Raw genomic sequence first — 19,656 nt, forward strand, 5'->3', positions numbered from 1 at the left:
AGTAGGTTTGTTGTGATGAACCGGCTTATTGTGATGAGCAGGCTTATTGTGGCGAGCAGGCTTGCCCTGCGCTGGGCTGCGCAGCAGGCCCGAAACTTGCGACGCGGACTTGGCTGTAGAACCGCGTCGCCCTTGTTGGGGCTGCTGCTGCTGCTGCTGCTGCTGCGCTGCGCAACACAACGCGAGCAAGCTCGCTCCCGACTTTGAATACCTGATCGACATCCAGTGCCGAAAAGCTGACGTAGCTTTCGGCCCAGAGCTCGTAGGTATTGAGGCAGCGTTTGAAATCGCTGAGAACGGATTCGACGTCTCGCGTCTCGGAATCCATCACGGCCAGTACCAGAAGGCCAATGTGTTGGCGGGTGGCGGCGATCAAAAGACAGCCCCAATAACGGGGGCTTTAACGGAAAAAACCATCTGCAATCCCTCGCACTGTGTGATCAGGCGAAGGACTTTGCCGAGGTTTTCAGGTGGTATCTGTAGAGCTTATCCGGGTGTTGCGTGGGAGATTTCGGTAGTACTTGTCCTCTCTCGCCCAAGCACCAGACTGCACAGCGCCGGCAGGAACAACAGTGTCAACACCGTACCCACCAGTACCCCGCCAATCAGCACATAAGCCAGGGACGACCAGAACACCGACAGCGTCAGCGGGATAAATGCCAGGGCCGCCGCCAGTGCCGTCAAAATCACCGGTCTTGCGCGGCGCACGGTTGCTTCGATAATCGCTTCGTGAATCGCCATACCGTGCTCCTGGTTCTGGCGGATCTGGTCGGTAAAGATCAGCGTGTTGCGCATCAGGATGCCGCCAATCCCGATCAAGCCCAGAATCGCGTTAAACCCGAACGGCTGGTTGAACAGCAGCAAGGTCGGCACCGCGCCGATCAGGCCCAGGGGCGCGGTGGCGAAGACCATGAACATTACGCCGAACGAGCGCACCTGGAACATGATCACGGTGAGGGTCAGCAGGATCATGATCGGGAACAGTGCCGCCAGCGCGACGTTGGCCTTGGCGCTTTCTTCCACCGGGCCGCCGATGTCGATCTGGTAACCGGCCGGCAGCTTTGCGATCAGCGGTTGCAGGTCTTTGTACACGGCCATTTCCACGTCGGGCGGTTGTACGCCGTCGATGATGTCAGCGCGCACTTCCACGGTGCTTGCGCGGTTGCGGCGCTTGAGGATCGGCTCTTCCATGACCGCCTGAAAATGCCCGACCTGAGCCAGCGGCACCGAGGTGCCAGCGCTGTTGGTCAGGGTCATATTGTTGAGATTGCCGAGGTCTTCGCGCTGGTTGCCCTGAGCGCGAGCGACCACGGAGACGGTGCGATTGCCTTCACGCACCTCGGTAATCGGGTTGCCGCTGAGCAAGGCATTGAGCTGCGATTTGACCTCGTTAGGTGTGAAACCCAGCAGGCGCAGGCGGTCCTGATCCAGCACCAGGCGATAGCCGCTGGTGCGCTCGCCCCAATCGAGAAAGGCGTCCTTGGTCAGCGTGTTGGCGGCGACAATGCGCCGCACATCTTCGGACACGCCGCGCAGCACATCCACATTTGGCCCGGACACACGAAACACCACCGGAAACGGCACGGGCGGGCCGAACAGCAATTGCGTGACACGCACGCGCGCAGCCGGAAACTCACCGGCGGCTATGCGCTCACGCATGCGCAGTTTCAGCGCATCACGGGCATGCGAGTCCGGGGTTTGCACAATCAGCTTGGCAAACGCCGGGTCGGGCAACTCGGGGTTCAGCGACAGGAAAAAGCGCGGCGCGCCGCCGCCCACATAGGTGTCGACCAGGCTGGTCTGTGGCTCTTGCAGCAGGGCTTTCTCCAGCTGCGCCGCCACCGCCTCGGTGCTTTTGAACGCGCTGCCGGGCGGCATGTACACCTCAAGGATCAGTTCGGAACGGTCGGAATTGGGGAAGAACTGCTTCTTCACCACGCCCATCCCTAAGCCGCACAGCACAAAGGCCGCCACCACCAAGCCGGTTACCCACCAGCGCCTGCGCACGCAGGCTTGGACCACACCACGCAGTTTCTGGTAGTAACGGCCGGCGTAAATGGCGTCGTGGCCGCCCGGCACCGGTTTGATCTGCGGCAGCAATTTCACGCCCAGGTACGGTGTGAACACCACCGCCACCAGCCACGACGAAATCAGCGCAAAGCCGACGATCCAGAAGATATTGCCGGCATATTCCCCGGCGCCCGAGCGCGCAAAACCCACCGGCAGAAAGCCGATGATCGTCACCAGCGTGCCGGTCAGCATCGGCGCGGCGGTGGAGCTCCAGGCAAAGGTGGCGGCGTGAATCCGGTCGAAGCCTTCTTCCAGTTTCACCACCATCATCTCGATGGCGATAATCGCGTCGTCCACCAGCAAACCCAGGGAAATAATCAGCGCGCCCAGGGTAATACGGTCGAATTCACGCCCGGTCAGCAGCATGATCACAAACACCACGGACAAGGTCAGCGGCACCGCGGCGGCCACCACCAGGCCCACGCGAAAGCCCAGCGCCAGCAGGCTGATGACCATCACCACGGCCAGGGCGACGAAGAATTTGAGCATGAATTCATTCACGGCCAGGCTGATGTTTTTTGCCTGGTCGGAGACCTTGGCGAAGTTCACGCCCAGCGGCAGATCGGCCTGAATGTTGGCTTCCTGGGCCTTGAGGCTTTTGTCCAGCTCCAGGCCGTTCCAGTGCTTTTCCATGATCACGCCGAGCATCAGCGCCGGGTCGCCCTGATGGCGAATCCGGTAGCTGGGCGGGTCTTCATAGCCACGGCTCACGGTGGCCACATCGGCAATGCGCAGCACGCGACCGTTGACTTCCAGCGGCACGTTTTCGATCAGCGCGAGGCTGTCGAAGGCGCCGTCGATACGGATATAGGCGCGGGCGCCGGCGGTTTCGACGAAGCCCGATGGCGCTACGGCGTTCTGCGCGGCGAGGGCGGCGAAGATCTGATCGGGCTTGATGCCCAGGGTAGCCAGGCGCTCGTAGGAAAACTCGACAAAGATCCGCTGGGCCTGCTCGCCGAGGATGTTGACCTTTTTCACGCCCGGCAGGTTGAGCAAGCCCTGGCGCAGTTCTTCGGCCATTTGCACTTGCTGGCGATGTGGCAGGTGCTCGGCTTCCAGTGCGTAAAGGGCGAAATACACGTCGGAATATTCATCGTTGAAGAACGGCCCGATTACGCCTTTGGGCAGTTTCGCCGCTTCATCGCTGAGTTTTTTGCGGGTCTGGTAGAACAGGTCCTGGATTTCACTGGGGCGCGTGGACTCTTTGTAGGTCATGCGCATCGATACAAAACCCGGTTGGGCGATGGTCTCGACGCGGTCGTAGTAGTCCAGTTCCTGCAGACGCTTTTCCAGGCGGTCGGCGACTTGCTCCTGCATTTCCTGTGCGGTAGCGCCGGGCCAGGCGGCGGTGATGGTCATGACCTTGACGGTAAATGAAGGATCTTCGGCGCGCCCCAGTTGGCCGAACGAGAAGATGCCGGCGGCGAGGATCGCGATGATCAGAAACAGCGTGACTGCGCGGTGTTTCACCGCCAGTTCGGAGAGGTTGATGCCGCGCATGCTCAGTGGTCCTGTTTGCGATTGAGGGCCAGTACCTGGGCGGGCAGCAGGCGCACCGCGTCACCGCTGTGCAGCAAGTGCGCGCCCAGGGCGACGATGGTCTGGCCGGGTGTGAGGCCGCTGTCGAGCAGGGCGTCTTCCTGGCCGAGACTGGCGACTTTGACGGGGGCGAAGCTGACGGTGTCATCAGCACCAATCAGCCACACGCCGGTGCCTTGCCCGGCGTCCTGCAACGCGCCGATGGGCACGCGGGTTTGCTGGGCCTGGCCATCGCCTTGCAGGCGGACGGTGATGGTCGAGCCAAGGGCGAAACGGTCAACGGCGCCGTGCAACACGTAGCGCGCGCGGTAGGTGCGGGTGGTCGGGTCGGCGCTGGCGGACAGCTCGCGCAGGGTGGCAGTCACGGCCTGGTCCGGCGCGCCGAAGGGGAACGCCAAGGCTTTTTGTGAGGCTTGGTCGCGTTGGTTTTCCGGCAGGTTGACGATGGCTTCGCGAGCGCCGTCATGGGCCAGGCGCGCGACGATTTGCCCTTCGGCGACGACTTGGCCGCGGTCCACGCGCACGTCGGTGATGATGCCGTCGCCGTCAGCCTTGAGCACCGAGTAGGTGCGGCGATTTTCGATCTGGCTGGCGTCCGATTGCGCCGAAGCCAGCTCGGCTTCGGCGACGCGCAGATTGGTCGCCGACTGGTCGAAAATCTGCCGCGACACGGCGCCGGTGCTGGCCAGGCGCTGGTAGCGGTTTTCATCATCGCGGCGCTGGCGCACTTGCGCCTGGGCCGCGTTCACGCGGTTCTTGGCCGAGCGCAGGGCCAGCTCGAAGTCGCCGATGTCCAGCACCAGCAGGGTGTCGCCACGGGAGACGTGCTGGCCGGGGTCGACCTTGCGGTCTATGACCTTGCCACTGACCCTGAAGCCCAGGTCGCTTTCTGTGCGCGCGGCCACCACGCCGGTGTAGGCGCTTTGCTGGGTGCCGGCGGCTTCGACTTTGGCCGCAAGCACGGGGCGGGGCGGCGGCACTTCGGCGGCGGTGTCGGCCTTGCTGTTGCAGCCGCCGAGGAGGATCAACAGGGCTAAAGGCGTGAGAAGACGCAAGGGAAGAGGGGTCATGACGGGCTCCGGGATAACCAGTGAATAAAAAATTATGGACATAATTTTTTACGCATATTATGGTCGAAATATAAATTAATCCAGCCCCCGGATAATCCCCATGGCAAACGCCCCGGCCCCCTCGCGAAGCTTGTTGTTTTTACTGGTGGCCCTTACGGCGCTGGGTGAAGTGTCGACTCAATTGATCATCCCAGGCCTTGGCGCCATCGAGCAGGCGCTGGCGGCGCCAGCCGGTTCGGCGCTGATGGCGTTGTCGGCGTTTGTTGCTGCATTCGGCCTTGGGCAGTTGCTGTTCGGGCCGTTGTCGGACCGTATCGGCCGTCGTCCGGTGCTGATCGGCGGCCTGGCGCTGTATGTGCTGGCGACCTTGGCGATGCTGCTGGTCAACGACATCGGCCAATTCATTGCCGCCCGCGTGTTGCAAGGTCTCGGCGCCTGCGCCGCGTTGGTGTTGGCGCGCACCGTGGTGCGTGACGTGTGGCAAGCCGAAGCCGGGCCGGCCCTGGCGCTGACCATGATCGGCATGCTCTACGCCATTGTCGTCGCGCCAATGATCGGCGGGCTGCTGATCAAGCTGCTGGGCTGGCACGCGCCAATTGTTTTGGCCCTGATCATCGGCAGTGTGGTGCTGGTGTTGGCTGTGCTGTTCTTTCGCGAGAGCAACCACTGCCTCGATCCCACGGCCGGCCATTGGCGTACCCTCGGCGGGCAATACCTGGATCTGCTAAAGGGCCGTCAATACCGGGCGTACGCCGTGGCATTGGCGTGCACCTATGGTGCGATGTTCTCGGTGATTGCGGGTTCGTCGGCAGTGTTTATCAACCTGCTGGGTTTCAGCAGCCTTGAATACGGCATCAATTTTGGCGTGATTGTGTCGATGCTGATCGTCGGTTCCACCTACACCCGGCGCAACATCATGCGCCTGGGGCCGCAGCGGATTGTGGCGATGGGCGTGACACTGGTGGCCATCGGCGGCCTATCGGCGGTGCTGATTTACGAGCTGTTCGGCCTGTCGGTGCTGGGCCTGGACCTTCCGGTGGCACTGGTGACCCTGGGCGGTGGCCTGGTGCTCCCCGGCTCGGTCACGGGCGCGGTAATGCCCAACGCGCACCGTGCGGGCCTAGCCGCTGGGCTGATGGGGTTTGCGCAGATGTTTGGCGCGACCTGCAGCGGCCTGTTGCTGAGCCATTTGCGCGATGGCAGTGCCACGCCGATGATCGTCATTGAGGCCAGCTTTGCGGTGTTGGCGTTTGTCGCGTTCCACCTGCTGCGCCAACGTCCGGTCAAGGGGCTGTCCTATACGTAGGACGATCAGGGCTGCTTTTGCCGGCTAGTGTTCAGAGGCCGACGGACTTATGGTGTAGGCACTTTGGAGGTACACCATGAAAAAAATCATCGGCATCTACACCAGCCCCCGCGCCCATTGGGTCGGTGACGGCTTTCCGGTGCGCACGCTGTTTTCCTACGACGCGATGGGCAAGCACATCAGCCCATTCCTGTTGCTGGACCACGCCGGCCCCGCCGATTTCAGCCCCACCGAACAACGACGCGGTGTAGGCCAACACCCGCATCGCGGCTTTGAAACCGTGACCATCGTGTACGACGGTGAAGTCGAGCACCGTGATTCCACCGGCGCTGGCGGCACGATCGGTCCCGGCGATGTGCAGTGGATGACCGCCGCGCGAGGCATCATTCATGAAGAATTCCATTCCGAAGCCTTTGCCCGCAGCGGCGGGGCGCTGGAAATGGTGCAGTTGTGGGTCAACTTGCCGGCCAAGGACAAAATGGCCGACGCCGGTTACCAGACCATCGTTGACGGCGACATTCCGGTGCTGCCGTTGGCCAATGACGCCGGGCAATTGCGCCTGATCGCCGGTGAATTTTCCGGTACTCAAGGGCCGGCGCGTACGTTCACGCCGATAGACGTGTGGGACTTGCGACTCAACGCCGGTAAAGCGGTCACGCTGGACCTGCACGCCGGGCGCAATACTGCGCTGGTGATCCTGCGTGGCACCGTGCTGGTCAATGGCGAGGAAGTGGCACGCCAGGGGCAACTGGCGTTGTTCGAGCGCGACGGTGATCAACTCACCCTGGAGTCCAATGATGACGCCAAGGTGTTGCTGCTCAGCGGTGAACCGATCGATGAACCCATCGTCGGCCATGGCCCGTTCGTGATGAACACCGAGCAGGAAATCCACCAGGCATTTGTCGACTACCAGTCCGGTCGTTTCGGGCAAATGCACGCCTGATTGCACACCGCAAACCCTGTGGGAGCGTGCTTGCTGTGGCAAGCCCGCTTGCCCCGCGTTGGGTGGCGAAGCCGCCCCAAAACCAGTCACCGCGTTTTTTCCAGCTGAATTGAGTCGTCAGGTTTCGGGGCCGCTTCGCGCCCCAACGCGGGGCAAGCCCGCTCGCCACAGCAAGCCCTTCCCAATACATTTTGTTTGCTGCCTTCCCGATTCATGCGATCTTCTGAGCATTCGCCCTGGAGTCGCCTGGATGCCCTCATTTATCGCTGATCACCCGATGTTGTGCGCCGTGGCGCTGATCTTTATCGACATTGCCGTGTGGCGGCTGATTTCCGTCAACCTCGCCAACTGGAAGCTGGCGGCGCGGTTGGCAATCTTTGCTGTGTACAGCGCCGTGCTGTTCAACGACGGCATGAACCCCATGCAACTCGCACCCTATTCCGACAACACCGCCTTGCACCTGGCGGCTACTGCCTTGCAGATCGGCTGGTGGCTGTTCGCCGCACGGACCCTGACGGTATTGCTCGGTGCGGTGATGATGCAACGGGTCGGCCATGGCGGGCGCTTGCTGCAGGATCTGATGGGCGCGGTGATTTTCCTGATTGCGATCATCGCCGCCATGGCCTACGTGCTCGACCTGCCGGTCAAGGGCGTACTCGCCACTTCCGGCGCGGTGGCGATCATCGTCGGCCTGGCGTTGCAAAGCACCTTGAGCGACGTGTTTTCCGGGATCGTGCTCAACACCACCAAGCCGTATCAGCTGGATGACTGGATCTCCATCGACGGCACCGAAGGCCGCGTCACCGATATCGACTGGCGTGCCACACGCCTGCAGACCTCCCAGGGCAGCATGGCGGTGATCCCCAATTCCCTGGCGGCCAAGGCCAAGATCATCAACTTCTCACGCCCCGCCGACATGTTCGGCCTGGCCGTCAGCCTGCAAGTCAGCCCGCATGCGCGCCCGCAAATCGTGATCGAGGCGCTCGAGCGCGCCATGCAAGGGTGCCGGCCGCTGCTGGCCAACCCCGCGCCGAGCGTGGCGTTCAAGACCTCCGCCAGTGGCGGCGTCGAGTACGAAATCAGCGGCTTTGTGCCGGCCATGACCCTCAAGCGCGAAGTGCGCAACCAGCTTTACGATTTGGCTTTCAGGCACCTGCAGGCGGCGGGTGTGGGGTTGCTGTCCGCAACCGAAAGCGGCGCGCCGCCGGCGTTGTCCGGCGCACGCGCGTTGCTGGAGCGCTCGTCGATTTTCTCCACGCTGCGCCAGGAGGAGAAGGACACCTTCAGCCAGAACATGACGCTGCACACCTATCGCGCTGGCGAGATGATCCTGCCGGCGGGTGAGGTCAGCGATCATTTGTTTATCGTCGAGTCCGGCGTGGTCTCGGTGATGCTGATCAAGGGCGGTCACAAATTCGAAGCCGGGCGCATGGGGCCGGGCGAAGTGATTGGCGAGGCGGGGATTCTGTCCGACCAGGCGACGCTGGCGGACTTTTCCGCCAAGACCTTCTGCACCCTGTACCGCATCGAGAAGGAATACCTCAAACCCTGCCTGGACGCGCGGCATGACATCAGCGAAGCGATGAAGGCGCTGCTGGATTTTCGCGTGCACGCAGCGCAGGCCATGACCCAGGAAGCGCCGGTGGTGCCGGTCAAAAAAGGCTTTTTGCAGTGGTTGCGCAATCGCGGCTTGTAAGCGCTCAGGGCGCCATCGCGACGCGGTAGCGCTGGTCAAAATCATCCGCCAACTGCGCCAGCGTTACATCGCCCAAGCGCGCCATCAATAGCGCCTGCGCCTGGTCGAACGCGTCCGTCAGGGCCGCGTTTACGGCCTGTTCCACCAGGCACTGCGGGTGGTCGGTGGACAGGCCAATGGCGAATATCGACGGCGTGCCCAGCGCGTTGTGAATATCCAGCAAGGTGATGTCGCTCAAGGGTTTGCCCAGCGTCCAACCGCCCTGATGGCCTTTTTCCGAGCGCACATAGCCCTTTTCCTTGAGCAACCCCAAGGTGCGTCGCACCACCACCGGGTTGGTGCCGAGCATCTGCGCGATGGTTTCCGAGGTGGCGCGCTCTTCATGGCGGCCCATATGGATCAGCACATGCAGCATGCGCGAGAGGCGGGTGTCGTTTCTCATCAAATAATCCCCAGTCGAGTCGGCGCAAAGTATCGTTCGTAACCTGAAAAGTTGCGAGACGCTTGACGCGGTATTTTTACGTAACTTATGGTGTGTCGTGAAAGCGCACGGATAACCCTGTGCGCAACACACGAGGTCACGTTCATGGTGCACGACGTCATTATTGTGGGCGGCAGCTATGCCGGCCTGTCCGCGGGCCTGCAATTGGCGCGAGCGCGGCGCAAGGTGTTGATGATCGATGCCGGTCAGCGGCGCAATCGGTTTGCCGCCACCTCCCACGGTTTTCTCGGTCAGGACGGCCAGTCACCCGATGTCATCGCAGCCGAGGGCCGCAGCCAACTGATGGAGTACCCGACGGTAACCTGGGTGCAGGACAGCGTGTTGACGGCCGTCGCGCAGCAGGGCGGTTTCAGTGTGCGCACCCAGTGCAATGGCGAGTTCAAGGCCAAACGCCTGATCCTCGCCACCGGCGTGGTCGACGAGCTACCCACCCTCGAAGGCCTGCAGGAACGCTGGGGCACACGCGTGTTTCATTGCCCTTACTGCCACGGTTATGAACTCGATCAAGGCCGCATCGGCGTATTGGCCACCTCGGCATTGGCGATGCATCACGCGCTGATGTTGCCGGATTGGGGCGCCACCACCTTGTTCACCAACGGCGTATTCACCCCGGATGCCGAGCAACAGGCGCAGCTGGATCGACGTGGCGTGACGGTGGAGCGCGCACAGGTTGCGCGCATCAGCGGCGAACGCGCCGATGTGGAACTGGCAGACGGGCGGGTCATTGCGCTGGACGGCCTGTTCACCCAGTCGCGTACTCGAATCAGCCCGTTAGCCGAGCACCTGGCCTGCGAGTTGGTCGACGGCCCGACCGGGGCTTATGTGCACACCAACGACATGCGCCAGACCTCGGTGGCCGGCGTCTTCGCCTGTGGTGATATCGCCCTGGCGGGCGGCTCCGTGGCGCTGGCGGTGGGCGAGGGCGTACGCGCCGGCGTCGGCGCGCACTTCTCGTTGATCAACGGGTGAGGTAGGCCGGGCTGTCGGTGGACAGCGGCGCGCGCAGTGAATATCAACTGACCGACAAAGGACGCGCGCTGATGCCGGTGCTCGTCACGTTGGCCCAAGGGGGTGAAGTGCGCACCGAGCCTGAGCATGTCGAAGCGCTAGGCGTTGACGACATCGTCACGCAGGTGAGCTAGGCGGGTTGGCCATCCACCAGTTGCTGGAACAGTGGCGTCAGCAAGTCGATCAACACCTGCGGGTCGGCCTTGGCCAGCGGCGACAGCTCGAGCATCTGGCGCATCACCTGAACGCCTGACACCAGCGCCAGCATCAACGCTGCACGCTCCTGGTGATGCGCGCCCTTGAGCGTGGCGGCCAGGGTTGCCTGGTGGCCATTTTCCAGGTGCTCGCGGCCAATCGTGGCGGCGCGTTTGTTCGACGCCGATTGCAGCATGATCAGGAAACCTTCCAGCGGCGTGCTGCCGGCTTCGGTGATGCTGACCAGCGCGGTCGCCAGGGTACGACCGAAATTTGCCGAGCTCAGGTTGTCTTGCGTCAGGGTAAACGGGCTGGCCAGCGCCTGGGCGATCACCTCGGCAAACAGCTGCTCCTTGGAGGCGAAGTAGCGGTTGACGAGCATCACGGTGACCCGCGCGCCGGCGGCGATGTCACCCAGCCCGGTGCCATCGTAGCCGGATAGGGCAAACGCTTTGCGCGCAGACAACACAATGGCTTCGCGGGTGACGGCGGCATCGCGCCGGCGGGGAATGGGGTTGGGCATTAGCGTCCTGATGGCGGGTCATTGTGGGCGCGCATTCCGCGCGCGCCGACAGGGTACAGGGTCTATTTGCTGTCGAGGAAGCCCAACAGTGCGGCATTGCACAAACCCGGGCCCTGCACCGCGGTTAATGGATCAATGCATCCAAGGCTCAGGGGCATTTTGTTCAATACCGCGTTCAGTGGGTCGTTTACCGTGGTGCCATCTTCGCTTGGCATAACAAAAAGGAACCGCAATGAGCTTGATCCTCTCCATGGCCGCCTTCGCCCTGGCCACCTCTATCACGCCGGGCCCCGTGAATGTGGTCGCGCTCAGCTCCGGCGCGCGCTTCGGCTTTGCCGCCAGCCAGAAACACGTGTTCGGCGCCGCCGTCGGCTTCACGCTGCTGCTGGTGCTGATCGGCCTGGGCCTGCATGAAGTGCTGGTGCGCTGGCCGATCCTGACCCAGTTGATCCAGTGGGGCGGTGTCGCGTTTTTGCTGTACATGGCCTGGAAGCTGGCGGTGGACGATGGCCGGCTCGACGCCGACGGCACCGCCACCGCGCCGTCGATGCTTTACGGCGCGATCATGCAATGGCTCAACCCCAAAGCCTGGCTGGCCTGTGTGGCAGGGATGGGGTTGTTTGTGGCGGACGGCGACGCGGGCCAAGTGTGGCTGTTTGCGGCGCTCTACCTGGTGATCTGCTACCTGTCGGTGGCGTGCTGGGCATACGCCGGTACGTTCTTGCGACGCTACCTGAGCAACCCGCAAGGCGTACGCCTGTTCAACCGCTCAATGGCCGCGTTGCTGGTGGCCAGTGTGGGTTATTTGCTGATGGCTTGAGCAAGTCGCGGTACTGCCCCGGCGTAGCAGCGAAATGCTGTTTGAACGCGCGCTGAAAATGCGCCTGGTCGGCAAACCCTGCCGCCAGCGCCACGTCAGCGATCAGCTCGCCGTTGCGCAATTGCGTCCGGGCAAACTGGATACGCCGGTTGACCAGAAAGGCATGCGGCGTCAGCCCGTAATACTGTTTGAACGCACGGATCAGATACGACGGCGACAGCTCGGCCGCCAGGCAAATCTCTTCGAGCTTCAACGCCTCGGTGCAGTGCGCGCGGATGTACTCGGCGGCGCGCTCCAGCTTGTGGTTGATCTCCCGCACCGGCGTCAACGAAGGGTTCAAACGCTGTTGCACCTCGGTGAAAAAACTCACCAGCGCGCTCTGTTTTTGCAGCAGTTCGGCGTGTTCATCCAACAGCATTGCGTACAGCTCGATCAAACCGTTGAACAGCACCGGGTCGCGGGTGTGGGGCGTGTTGAACGGCCGATAGCCCTGATCGGTACTGAAACCCAGCTGGTATTGCAGGTCGGTCAGCCAAGGCGTGTCGAGGTAAATCATGTGATACGACCAAGGCTGGTCGTAGATCGGATTGCACGCATGCACATCGCCGGGGTTCATCAACACCACCGTGCCGGCGCTGATTTCAAACGTCTGCGCGCCGTAGTGGTAATAACTGCGCCCGGTGGTAATCGCACCGATGGAAAAATGCTCGTGGGCGTGACGGGTATAAGTGACCTTGCGCCCGTCGGCGATGGTCCGCGCTTCGATGAACGGCAAACGCTCATCACGCCAGAAGCGCGGCGCTTGCGCGGGGTCAGCAGAGGTGTTCAGCGACATGGCGGTGGCTCCATCCCTTGAGGAACGAAGGGCGATCATTACACAGACCGCCAGGGCCGTCAGCCTGGAAGTCCCATTGGCGTATGGAATACGCCGGCCGAGGTCCATTTATGCTAAAACCCTGCTCACGCCGTTTTCAGCCCTAGAGCCGCACATGACATCGTCTTCGCCCATCCAGATTCGCGCTGCCAGCCCCCAGGATGCCTTATGCATCGGCGTGCTGGGCATGCAGGTATTTCTCGACACCTACGCGACCGAAGGCATTCGCAGCGCCATCGCCACCGAAGCGCTGCAAGCCTTTGCGCCGGCTACCATCTCGCGGCTGATGACCGAACCCGGCTGCGCCCTGGTGGTGGCAGAAACCAACGGCCACCTCGTCGGTTTTGCTCAAGTCAAACTGCGCGCCGAGCACGCAATGCTTCCATCCTCCAACGTTGCCGAGCTACAACGCCTGTACATCCAGGAGCGCTTTACCGGCCGGGGTATCGGCTATCAACTGCTGCAAGCGGCCGAGCAACACGCGGCGCTGGCCGGGGCTTCACTGCTGTGGGCCACGGTGTGGGTCGGCAATGAACGGGCACTGGGTTTTTACCCGCGGCGCGGCTACGAACTGCTGGGCTCGCCGACCTATACGTTCCAGGGGGAAACCCACGAGAACCGGTTGTTTGGTAAAGCCCTGAGCGCAGGCGGGTGAATGATGAGCGAGGCTGAAGCCGCCTTTGGTGTAACCGTCGCCTACCTCAGGGGTGCCCTGGACATCGGCGTTATCGATGTGGCTGCGGTGATTCAATGGGCGGATGCGACATTGGCGACACTGCAGCACCCTCCCTATGCGCTGATAGAACTCGCGCTCATGACCAGGTCGAGTCGCGAGGCGGTCATGGGCCAGCTCCTGCAAGTCGCCGCGCCGGCCATGACCGAAGACGAAATGCTGCCTTATGTGCTGTCGGTTGCGCACAGCCGACTTCTCCGCGACCCCGCCTTCGGGCGACGCCTGGCCGAGGGCATCTATCGCCTATGGGTCCGGTCAGGCTACGACTTACCCGGCCCCCTGCAGGCGTGCGGGTATTTTGATGACGCGTATAGCCTGGCGGATAGCGGGGTGCATGGGCATGCCGAAGCCATCGACCGCGAGCTACTCGAATTTACGCAACACTTTGCCGGCCTCGACTGGCAAGCCATCAAAGCGCCTTAGACAAAAACACCCGGCTGCTGCCCGCAGGCATGCACGGTACCTCGCCAAACCGCACCCACCCTTGCTTCTGGTAAAACGCCGGTGCCTGAAAACTGAGGGTGTACAGCACCGCACTCAAGCAACCCCGGCGCCGGGCTTCGTCTTCGAAGGCTTGCAGCAATTGGCTGCCCAGGCCCAAGCCGCGCAGGACATCGGGCAAGTGGAACAGGTCGAGGAAGGCCGTGCCCAGAGAGGTTTTGCCGGTGATGCCGCCGAGGATCTGCCGGGTGTCCGGATCTCTGACCAGCACCGTCAGTGGCTGGCGGTCGTTGGCACCGGCGATGGCTTCATTGAACGCGGCGAGACCGTTGCCGAGCAGGCGCTCAGCGTCGGGGTTGGGTTGGTCGCTGATTTCAATACGCAAAGCAGTCATCACCGCAAACTCCCTTGGTTAGAGCGCCATCACCATCTCATGCCACGCCATCCCGCCATGGTCAGAAGGCGAAGGCTGCACATAGCTGTAACCCATGCGCGTGTACAACGGCACATGCTGCTCCTTGCACATCAAGTGAATCGTCTGCTTGCCCATGGCCTGCATGCGCTGCACAAACTCGGTCATCAACCGCTTGGAATAGCCCTTGCCCTGCTGCGCCGGGTCAACCACCACCGACATGATCACCACATTCGGCGCCTCGCCCGAATGCCCCACCAACTCCTTGAACGCCTCGTCCGACATCACCACCTGATGGGCGCAGCCAGAGTTGATAAACCCCACCACCTCGCCATCCGCCTCCAGAATCAAAAAGCCTTCGGGGTACTGCGCAATGCGCGTAGCGATTTTCTCCAGGGTCGCGGCCTCATCGCCTTCGTAAGCGCTGATTTCGATTTCAAAGCAGCGCGCGGCATCGGCGGGGAGGGCGTTACGGAAGGTGAGGGCGGGCATGGGTATTTCCTGGGACGTTAAGCGAAAGGCCACATCATAAAGAAACATCAACTGCCTGACACGGATTGTGGCGAGCGGGCTTGCCCCGCGTTGGGCTGCGAAGCAGCCCCAGTCAAAACAAACGCGGTACGCCAGGCAAATTGAGGGACTGGTTTCGGGGCTGCTGCGCAACCCAACGCGGGGCAAGCCCGCTCACCACAAAAAAAGGTGGGCTTGAACCGACCGCCGAAAACCAGAAAACCCGCCGAAGCGGGTTTTCTCACAACTCACCTCTCGTCAAGCCACAGCAGGCACATCAAACCCGCGCTTCTCAATCACCGAAAACACATCTGCCACATCCTGCACCATGATCCTGGCGGTATTGGCGACGGTATTGATGTCGTGCTCGGCATAGTCGGACACATTGGAGCAGGCCATCAGGTGCAGGTAGGCGAGGGCGGCGTTGAGTCGTTCGCTGGCGCAAGCGTGGAGCTCGCTGAGCGGGGCGTCGCTGTCGATGAGGAGGACAGGGTATTCGGTTGCGGTTTGGGACATGGGGGTGAAGCGGCGGGGCGGGTGTTGAGTTGTCATGGTAATAGTCCTTAAAAAAGAAAAATTGCCACCTTATGCTGCGAAACAAATGGGTGGCAGCTGTGCGCGGGTTCGCAGACCGGGGGACTATTACCATAACCCGGCAGACCCGAAGGCCTCCCACGCACAACCGCCATAAAACGAGAGGCAGACGTGAATCGACTGCGTCGGGTTTGACGGTACTGGTAATAGTTTTAGGGCTGCGAAACCCTGTCGCTGACCTGGGTCGACGACGGGCCGAACTATAATGCGCCACTGGTTAGGGCGCAACCCGGAGGATATGTCGCACCTGAGCCACCAATTTCACCCATCCATCATTTAGGAGGTCTTGGCTGGATCACGAGCGTGCTCATCCATTTGTGTTCTATTTGGCCCGTCGTTTTCTTCGAAGTTTGTCAGCAAGATTGCGCACATTATTAGCGGAACTGGCTGGTTGACTCCTAGCACAATCGGGCGCAAATAGCCGAGGATTCGTCAACGTTAACGGCCGCAAACGGCCAGAAGCGGCTGTCAAGTCATTACTGATGGGGAATAGCCTTGACATAATTTTTCTTAATAACTGGAATAAATCTCACGATGACATCGTGAAATTTACATGTGTTGCGCAAGTGCTCATGCATCAGTTTTAACTCATATTGAGCCATGAGTGGTATGTCAGTTTTAATAGGAGTGACAGAGCGTTGATCATATAGCAACCACAGGCAAACTACATAGTCTTTGCCATGTATGTCCGCTATGTCTGATTTTATGTAATCTAAATATTCTGCCTTTTTTGTGCTGGTGGACAAGCCTATATGGTCCCTAATCTCGCCCAGGAAGAATTGATCGTTAATGAAAGCATGAGAATAGAATTGAGCTTGTGAAAATAGATAATTTGTTGAAGAGGAGTTCTTGTACGGTTTGCAATGAATGATCCGAACCTTTCTCTCGTTGGTAAGATCTAGCACGTCACAAAATTCTTTATCTTTACGGCCTGAGCCGATTTGAAGCTTTGCTTGATCAAACAGTACGCATGAGGGGCGTATTTCACAAATTTTCTTGTTAAATATGCTCTCTCTATTCTGCATTTTTAAGTCATCACTGATATCTATCCCCCTATAAATTTCCTCGCAAACCTCTTCGTGGAGCGTATTTTTAGTGAAATTAGTTATTTCGGTATAGAAATCACTGTCTACCTCCAGCCATTTCCCGTCGCTTAATACAAAGTATTTACTTCCTAGGCTAAGCTCAAAAGACAGACAGTTATACAGGGGCCATTTTTTATACCCTAGCACCTGGTCTTCCTCATACGAATACGCATAAATATATTTTGATTTAAGTTTTGCAGATGTTATTTTTTCAGGTACCAAGTGTTCGAATATTTGACAGATATCTAAATATGCATAAGTTCTATCACTAGATTTTTTATGGTTTGAATATGCGAACCCATAGTCTGGATCAATCAGAACCTCTGGTATTCCAAGACTGATGTTGCTCGTATTTTTTAAACGGAGCTGAGTGACTAAAATCTCGTCTAGCGTATTGCTTTCTGACTCCGTTGCCTCGTCAAAATGCTTGTAGTTTGGAAATAATTTAGCGTACTCTTTACTTGCATAAGCTAGTAAGAAGTTTTCACAATAGTCAACGAGTACCTGCCAGCTCAATTTTTCTTTTCCAATAATTTTTATTGTTAAATTGTTTCGACCTTGAAGGGTTATATTTTTGTGATCTTTCATGTGGGCTGAAATGTATCGCAAATCTTCCGCTTCACTGAGGCCAAAAGCAAAAGAGTCAATTGGCTTATTCACCTGCCTGTCAATATGAGTTGGTGTTATTGCGTGACTCTCACTTTTTGTCTGGCGTATTTCTTCGTTGCCACACATATTCATCGCTGTTTTTATACCGAAATCCGCTTCAAAAGCATCGCGATCAAGATAGCTTACGGCACTCCGACCAAAGGTTGCAGCAAAAATCCTACCATTCACTGTTAAAAATAAAATCCCATTTGGACTCTTGCTTTTTGAACTAAAGAGTGGCGCTTCGTCTGTAGGAAGTTTTTCGTTTATGAAGTTTAGCCATGGTGGGTTTGATTTTATGGTTGAGCTTTCAAAGTATATAAATTGACAATCTGTTTCATTGATTGAGAATCTAAATTTTCTTGCTGACAAGTTTTTTAAAACGTCTTTTTTTTGATCAAATATGGAATCGACTTTTTTATTTTCTCTTGCGAGAAAAAATGATATTTGTGCGATTTCAACTCCCTGTTCGGTCATGGCGCTTCCTCGGGTTAGTCAAGCAGCACTCAATAGCTAAGCATTATTATCTCTTATGTCAATAAATAGCCCTTGGCTCTATGGGCATGTCGAAAATTTCCTCTGGACAGGAAACTGAATCCAAATTTCACCCTGCGCTTCTGGCGCGATTAGCGACCATGCCCTTGGTTAGCCATCCTCGTCCTTCCATACGTAAAAACGGGGTCATAAAAACGGGGTCAGACCACCTTTTATACTCATCCATTTGCGTTCTATTTGGTCAGTCGTTTTCTTCGACGTTTATCAGCAAGATTGCGCACATTATTGGCGGAACTGGCTGGTTAACTCCTGGCACAATCGGGCGCAAATAGCCGAGGATTCGTCAATGTTAACGGCCGCAAACGGCCAGAAGCGGTCACTCCGCATCACATCCTCGGCCTGAAAGCCTGGATAGCCGAGTTGACCGTTCACGATGCAGTGCAGCAGCATGTGATCAATCATTAAGTGCTTCCAGGAAACCTATGCATAGCCCTGTAGATCTTCATGAGTTGTTGGCGCACGTCAGAGATGAACCGTCGTTCATACGATTTATCGAAGCCCTCGGTGTAGATTTCGCCAGCGGGCGTTTAATTGAAAGGACATCGCCTTCATCGGCCTATGGGCCAAGTGCTCTAGGCTGGGAAAATGTGTCCGTTGACGCGTTTTTCGATGCGGCAGCTTCGTGGGCAGACGCCAGTTCACGACTTGCCCAAGAGGATAGGTCGATACCCAATGTTTGGCATCGCTGTGCGGCCATTTTGCTGGCTGGGAAGTATTATGAGTGACACGGGTACGACATCCGCAACGTGGAAGGGAACCGTGGACGGGAGGTTGCCAAAGAACCAACGCAATAAGCTTTTGGTTGAAGCCGAAGCCTACGGTTTAACATTGAATGATCTTGCTGCCACCTGCGAGGAATTCGGCGTGGCCCCCCGCAATCTGCTGAACGAGCTATCCATAGCGGTTGCTGAAGGCTACTTGGCAGGGGCTTTGACTTACGAGTTCTGCGATGGCGTTATGAACGGGCTCATCGCTGCCATCGTTGATGTGGGCATGACCAATGACATGCCGCAGCCTGCTTTCTCGCTTTATCAGGCCTTTGATCAGGGGGAGTGGGGGCGCCATCGGCGAAAAGGGGACAGATTTATTTTTCTATCACTGTCCGCTTTTGGCCGCAAGCTGCCAATCGCGAACGGCAGCCATCACCAAAACCGAACCTTGCCCCCACTTGCTAAGAGAACGGGATCAGTAGTCAGCCCTAGTAACCAATGGCTTTTAATTCAACACGCCTATCGCCCCGCCCAAGGTGCTGATTATCCTATCGATGACCCGGGACGGTCTCATGTCGAACCAATACCAGCCGAAATTCAATGCCCGAACACGCTCAACTCGTCCAAGCGTGCTCACAAACTGCACAGGCATCCACTCGCTCACACTGCTAATCTGCGGCCTTTACACTTGTCACGTGAGTCGCAAAAAGGACGGTTTACATCGCCATGGACATTCAACTTATCAAGCAACGCCTGGCTCGGCCTGCGGTGAAGTTCGTTGCTGGCGGCTTTCGTCCCTCTGGCACCGATGAAGAAAGCTGGCTGGGTAATGTCTTTCTGTTCCGACCTGATGAAGGCGTGCCGACCAATCAGGCGGGGCAGCCATTGCTTCCCTATGCGCAATTTTTTCTGCCCGCCATGCCCTTCAGCAGCCCCCTGCTGGAAAGGGTTCGTGTGTTGACGGTGTTTATGTCTAATCCGCTTCCCGAGCCCTTTGAGCCGATGGGGAGCAACTGGGTTATCCGTGAATATGCGGCGGATGATGTGTTGGTTCGCAAGGCGCTGCGGGTGGACGGTTCATTTCTCAAACCCTTCCCACTCAACGCGCAAGCGGTGCTGGAGGACTTTCCACTGTGGGATGGCGGCGGTGTGCCGGCCGACCTTGAGCAAGCCATACTTACGCTGGTACGCGCGGGCGAGGTGCCCAGCTATTACGACCTGGTCACCCACACCTACGAACACAAGATCGGCGGTTACCCCTCGTTCTGCCAGCCGGGTGTTGATCCGGGTGAAGGCTTCGAGTTTGTGTTCCAGATTTCGTCCGACGCAAAGATCAATTTGAACGTCGTCCACAGTGGGAGCCTGATGTTCTGGAAGCACATCGAAACCGGTGAATGGGCACTTTATTATGATTTTTACTAA

Annotated in this window: 21 protein-coding genes; 10 read left to right on the top strand and 11 right to left on the bottom strand. The window is 58.8% G+C overall.

What is annotated here, in order from left to right:
• Positions 1-43: 43 nt before the first annotated feature.
• The 3 genes from NTD89_RS18970 to NTD89_RS18980 all read right to left on the bottom strand — a co-directional run bounded on the left by NTD89_RS18970 (position 44) and on the right by NTD89_RS18980 (position 4,679).
• Positions 44-376 carry a hypothetical protein gene (locus tag NTD89_RS18970; protein WP_262209062.1) on the bottom strand — a complete coding sequence of 111 codons (333 nt, stop codon included), beginning with the start codon at positions 374-376 and terminating at the stop codon, positions 44-46.
• 110 nt (positions 377-486) lie between these two features.
• A complete protein-coding gene (locus NTD89_RS18975; RefSeq protein WP_262209064.1) occupies positions 487-3,570 on the bottom strand; it encodes an efflux RND transporter permease subunit in 3,084 nt (1,027 codons plus the stop codon).
• A 2-nt stretch (positions 3,571-3,572) separates the two neighbouring features.
• Positions 3,573-4,679: an efflux RND transporter periplasmic adaptor subunit gene (locus NTD89_RS18980; RefSeq protein WP_262209066.1), complete on the bottom strand. Its 1,107-nt coding sequence runs from the start codon at positions 4,677-4,679 to the stop codon at positions 3,573-3,575.
• 100 nt (positions 4,680-4,779) lie between these two features.
• Between NTD89_RS18980 and NTD89_RS18985 the strand changes: the two genes are divergently transcribed.
• The 3 genes from NTD89_RS18985 to NTD89_RS18995 all read left to right on the top strand — a co-directional run bounded on the left by NTD89_RS18985 (position 4,780) and on the right by NTD89_RS18995 (position 8,624).
• Positions 4,780-5,985, top strand: a complete 1,206-nt coding sequence (locus NTD89_RS18985; protein WP_262209068.1) for a multidrug effflux MFS transporter — start codon at positions 4,780-4,782, stop codon at positions 5,983-5,985.
• Between the two features lie 76 nt (positions 5,986-6,061).
• On the top strand, positions 6,062-6,928 hold the full coding sequence (locus NTD89_RS18990) for a pirin family protein (RefSeq protein WP_262209070.1): 867 nt from the start codon (positions 6,062-6,064) through the stop codon (positions 6,926-6,928).
• 250 nt (positions 6,929-7,178) lie between these two features.
• Positions 7,179-8,624 (top strand): mechanosensitive ion channel family protein, encoded by a 1,446-nt coding sequence (locus NTD89_RS18995; RefSeq protein WP_145165805.1) that lies wholly within the window; start codon positions 7,179-7,181, stop codon positions 8,622-8,624.
• Positions 8,625-8,628: 4 nt separating this feature from the next.
• On the opposite strand, the gene NTD89_RS19000 is transcribed toward NTD89_RS18995, so the two are convergent.
• Complete coding sequence (locus tag NTD89_RS19000) at positions 8,629-9,066, bottom strand: Rrf2 family transcriptional regulator (protein ID WP_119735419.1); 438 nt, start codon at positions 9,064-9,066, stop codon at positions 8,629-8,631.
• Between the two features lie 144 nt (positions 9,067-9,210).
• Here NTD89_RS19000 and NTD89_RS19005 point away from each other — a divergent pair, with 144 nt between their 5' ends.
• Positions 9,211-10,095, top strand: coding sequence for an NAD(P)/FAD-dependent oxidoreductase (locus NTD89_RS19005; RefSeq protein ID WP_262209072.1), 885 nt, complete (start codon positions 9,211-9,213; stop codon positions 10,093-10,095).
• A 17-nt stretch (positions 10,096-10,112) separates the two neighbouring features.
• Positions 10,113-10,268: a winged helix-turn-helix transcriptional regulator gene (locus NTD89_RS19010; RefSeq protein ID WP_262209073.1), complete on the top strand. Its 156-nt coding sequence runs from the start codon at positions 10,113-10,115 to the stop codon at positions 10,266-10,268.
• On the opposite strand, the gene NTD89_RS19015 is transcribed toward NTD89_RS19010, so the two are convergent.
• Complete coding sequence (locus tag NTD89_RS19015) at positions 10,265-10,852, bottom strand: TetR/AcrR family transcriptional regulator (RefSeq protein ID WP_262209074.1); 588 nt, start codon at positions 10,850-10,852, stop codon at positions 10,265-10,267. The two genes, NTD89_RS19010 and NTD89_RS19015, sit on opposite strands and share 4 nt — an antisense overlap.
• A 232-nt stretch (positions 10,853-11,084) precedes the next feature.
• Between NTD89_RS19015 and NTD89_RS19020 the strand changes: the two genes are divergently transcribed.
• The gene (locus NTD89_RS19020; protein ID WP_145165802.1) at positions 11,085-11,672 is read left to right on the top strand and encodes a LysE family translocator; all 588 of its coding nucleotides are present in this window, start codon (positions 11,085-11,087) and stop codon (positions 11,670-11,672) included.
• Here NTD89_RS19020 and NTD89_RS19025 read toward each other — a convergent pair.
• Complete coding sequence (locus NTD89_RS19025) at positions 11,614-12,507, bottom strand: AraC family transcriptional regulator (RefSeq protein ID WP_262209076.1); 894 nt, start codon at positions 12,505-12,507, stop codon at positions 11,614-11,616. The genes NTD89_RS19020 and NTD89_RS19025 overlap by 59 nt on opposite strands.
• A gap of 154 nt (positions 12,508-12,661) precedes the next feature.
• Between NTD89_RS19025 and NTD89_RS19030 the strand changes: the two genes are divergently transcribed.
• Together NTD89_RS19030 and NTD89_RS19035 are read left to right on the top strand one after the other, a co-directional pair.
• A complete protein-coding gene (locus tag NTD89_RS19030; protein ID WP_178119754.1) occupies positions 12,662-13,201 on the top strand; it encodes a GNAT family N-acetyltransferase in 540 nt (179 codons plus the stop codon).
• A gap of 3 nt (positions 13,202-13,204) precedes the next feature.
• Positions 13,205-13,702, top strand: coding sequence for a hypothetical protein (locus NTD89_RS19035; protein WP_262209078.1), 498 nt, complete (start codon positions 13,205-13,207; stop codon positions 13,700-13,702).
• Here the strand turns inward: NTD89_RS19035 and NTD89_RS19040 are convergent.
• The 5 genes from NTD89_RS19040 to NTD89_RS19060 form a co-directional block, all read right to left on the bottom strand.
• Entirely contained in the window at positions 13,689-14,114 is a 426-nt protein-coding gene (locus NTD89_RS19040; RefSeq protein ID WP_262209080.1) for a GNAT family N-acetyltransferase, read from the bottom strand. The genes NTD89_RS19035 and NTD89_RS19040 overlap by 14 nt on opposite strands.
• Before the next feature lie 18 nt (positions 14,115-14,132).
• The gene (locus NTD89_RS19045) at positions 14,133-14,624 is read right to left on the bottom strand and encodes a GNAT family N-acetyltransferase (RefSeq protein ID WP_262209082.1); all 492 of its coding nucleotides are present in this window, start codon (positions 14,622-14,624) and stop codon (positions 14,133-14,135) included.
• Between the two features lie 276 nt (positions 14,625-14,900).
• Positions 14,901-15,194, bottom strand: a complete 294-nt coding sequence (locus tag NTD89_RS19050; protein ID WP_200625150.1) for a fructose-bisphosphate aldolase — start codon at positions 15,192-15,194, stop codon at positions 14,901-14,903.
• A gap of 518 nt (positions 15,195-15,712) precedes the next feature.
• On the bottom strand, positions 15,713-17,446 hold the full coding sequence (locus tag NTD89_RS19055; protein WP_262209084.1) for a DUF6119 family protein: 1,734 nt from the start codon (positions 17,444-17,446) through the stop codon (positions 15,713-15,715).
• Positions 17,447-17,746: 300 nt separating this feature from the next.
• Complete coding sequence (locus NTD89_RS19060; protein ID WP_262209086.1) at positions 17,747-17,926, bottom strand: hypothetical protein; 180 nt, start codon at positions 17,924-17,926, stop codon at positions 17,747-17,749.
• A gap of 369 nt (positions 17,927-18,295) precedes the next feature.
• On the opposite strand from NTD89_RS19060, the gene NTD89_RS19065 reads away from it, so the two are divergent.
• Both NTD89_RS19065 and NTD89_RS19070 read left to right on the top strand, forming a co-directional pair.
• Positions 18,296-19,006: a hypothetical protein gene (locus NTD89_RS19065; protein WP_262209087.1), complete on the top strand. Its 711-nt coding sequence runs from the start codon at positions 18,296-18,298 to the stop codon at positions 19,004-19,006.
• A complete protein-coding gene (locus NTD89_RS19070; RefSeq protein WP_262209088.1) occupies positions 18,961-19,656 on the top strand; it encodes a hypothetical protein in 696 nt (231 codons plus the stop codon). The genes NTD89_RS19065 and NTD89_RS19070 overlap by 46 nt, the downstream gene beginning before the upstream one ends.

Source organism: Pseudomonas sp. 14P_5.3_Bac1 (assembly GCF_025466135.1).
Lineage (GTDB): Bacteria > Pseudomonadota > Gammaproteobacteria > Pseudomonadales > Pseudomonadaceae > Aquipseudomonas.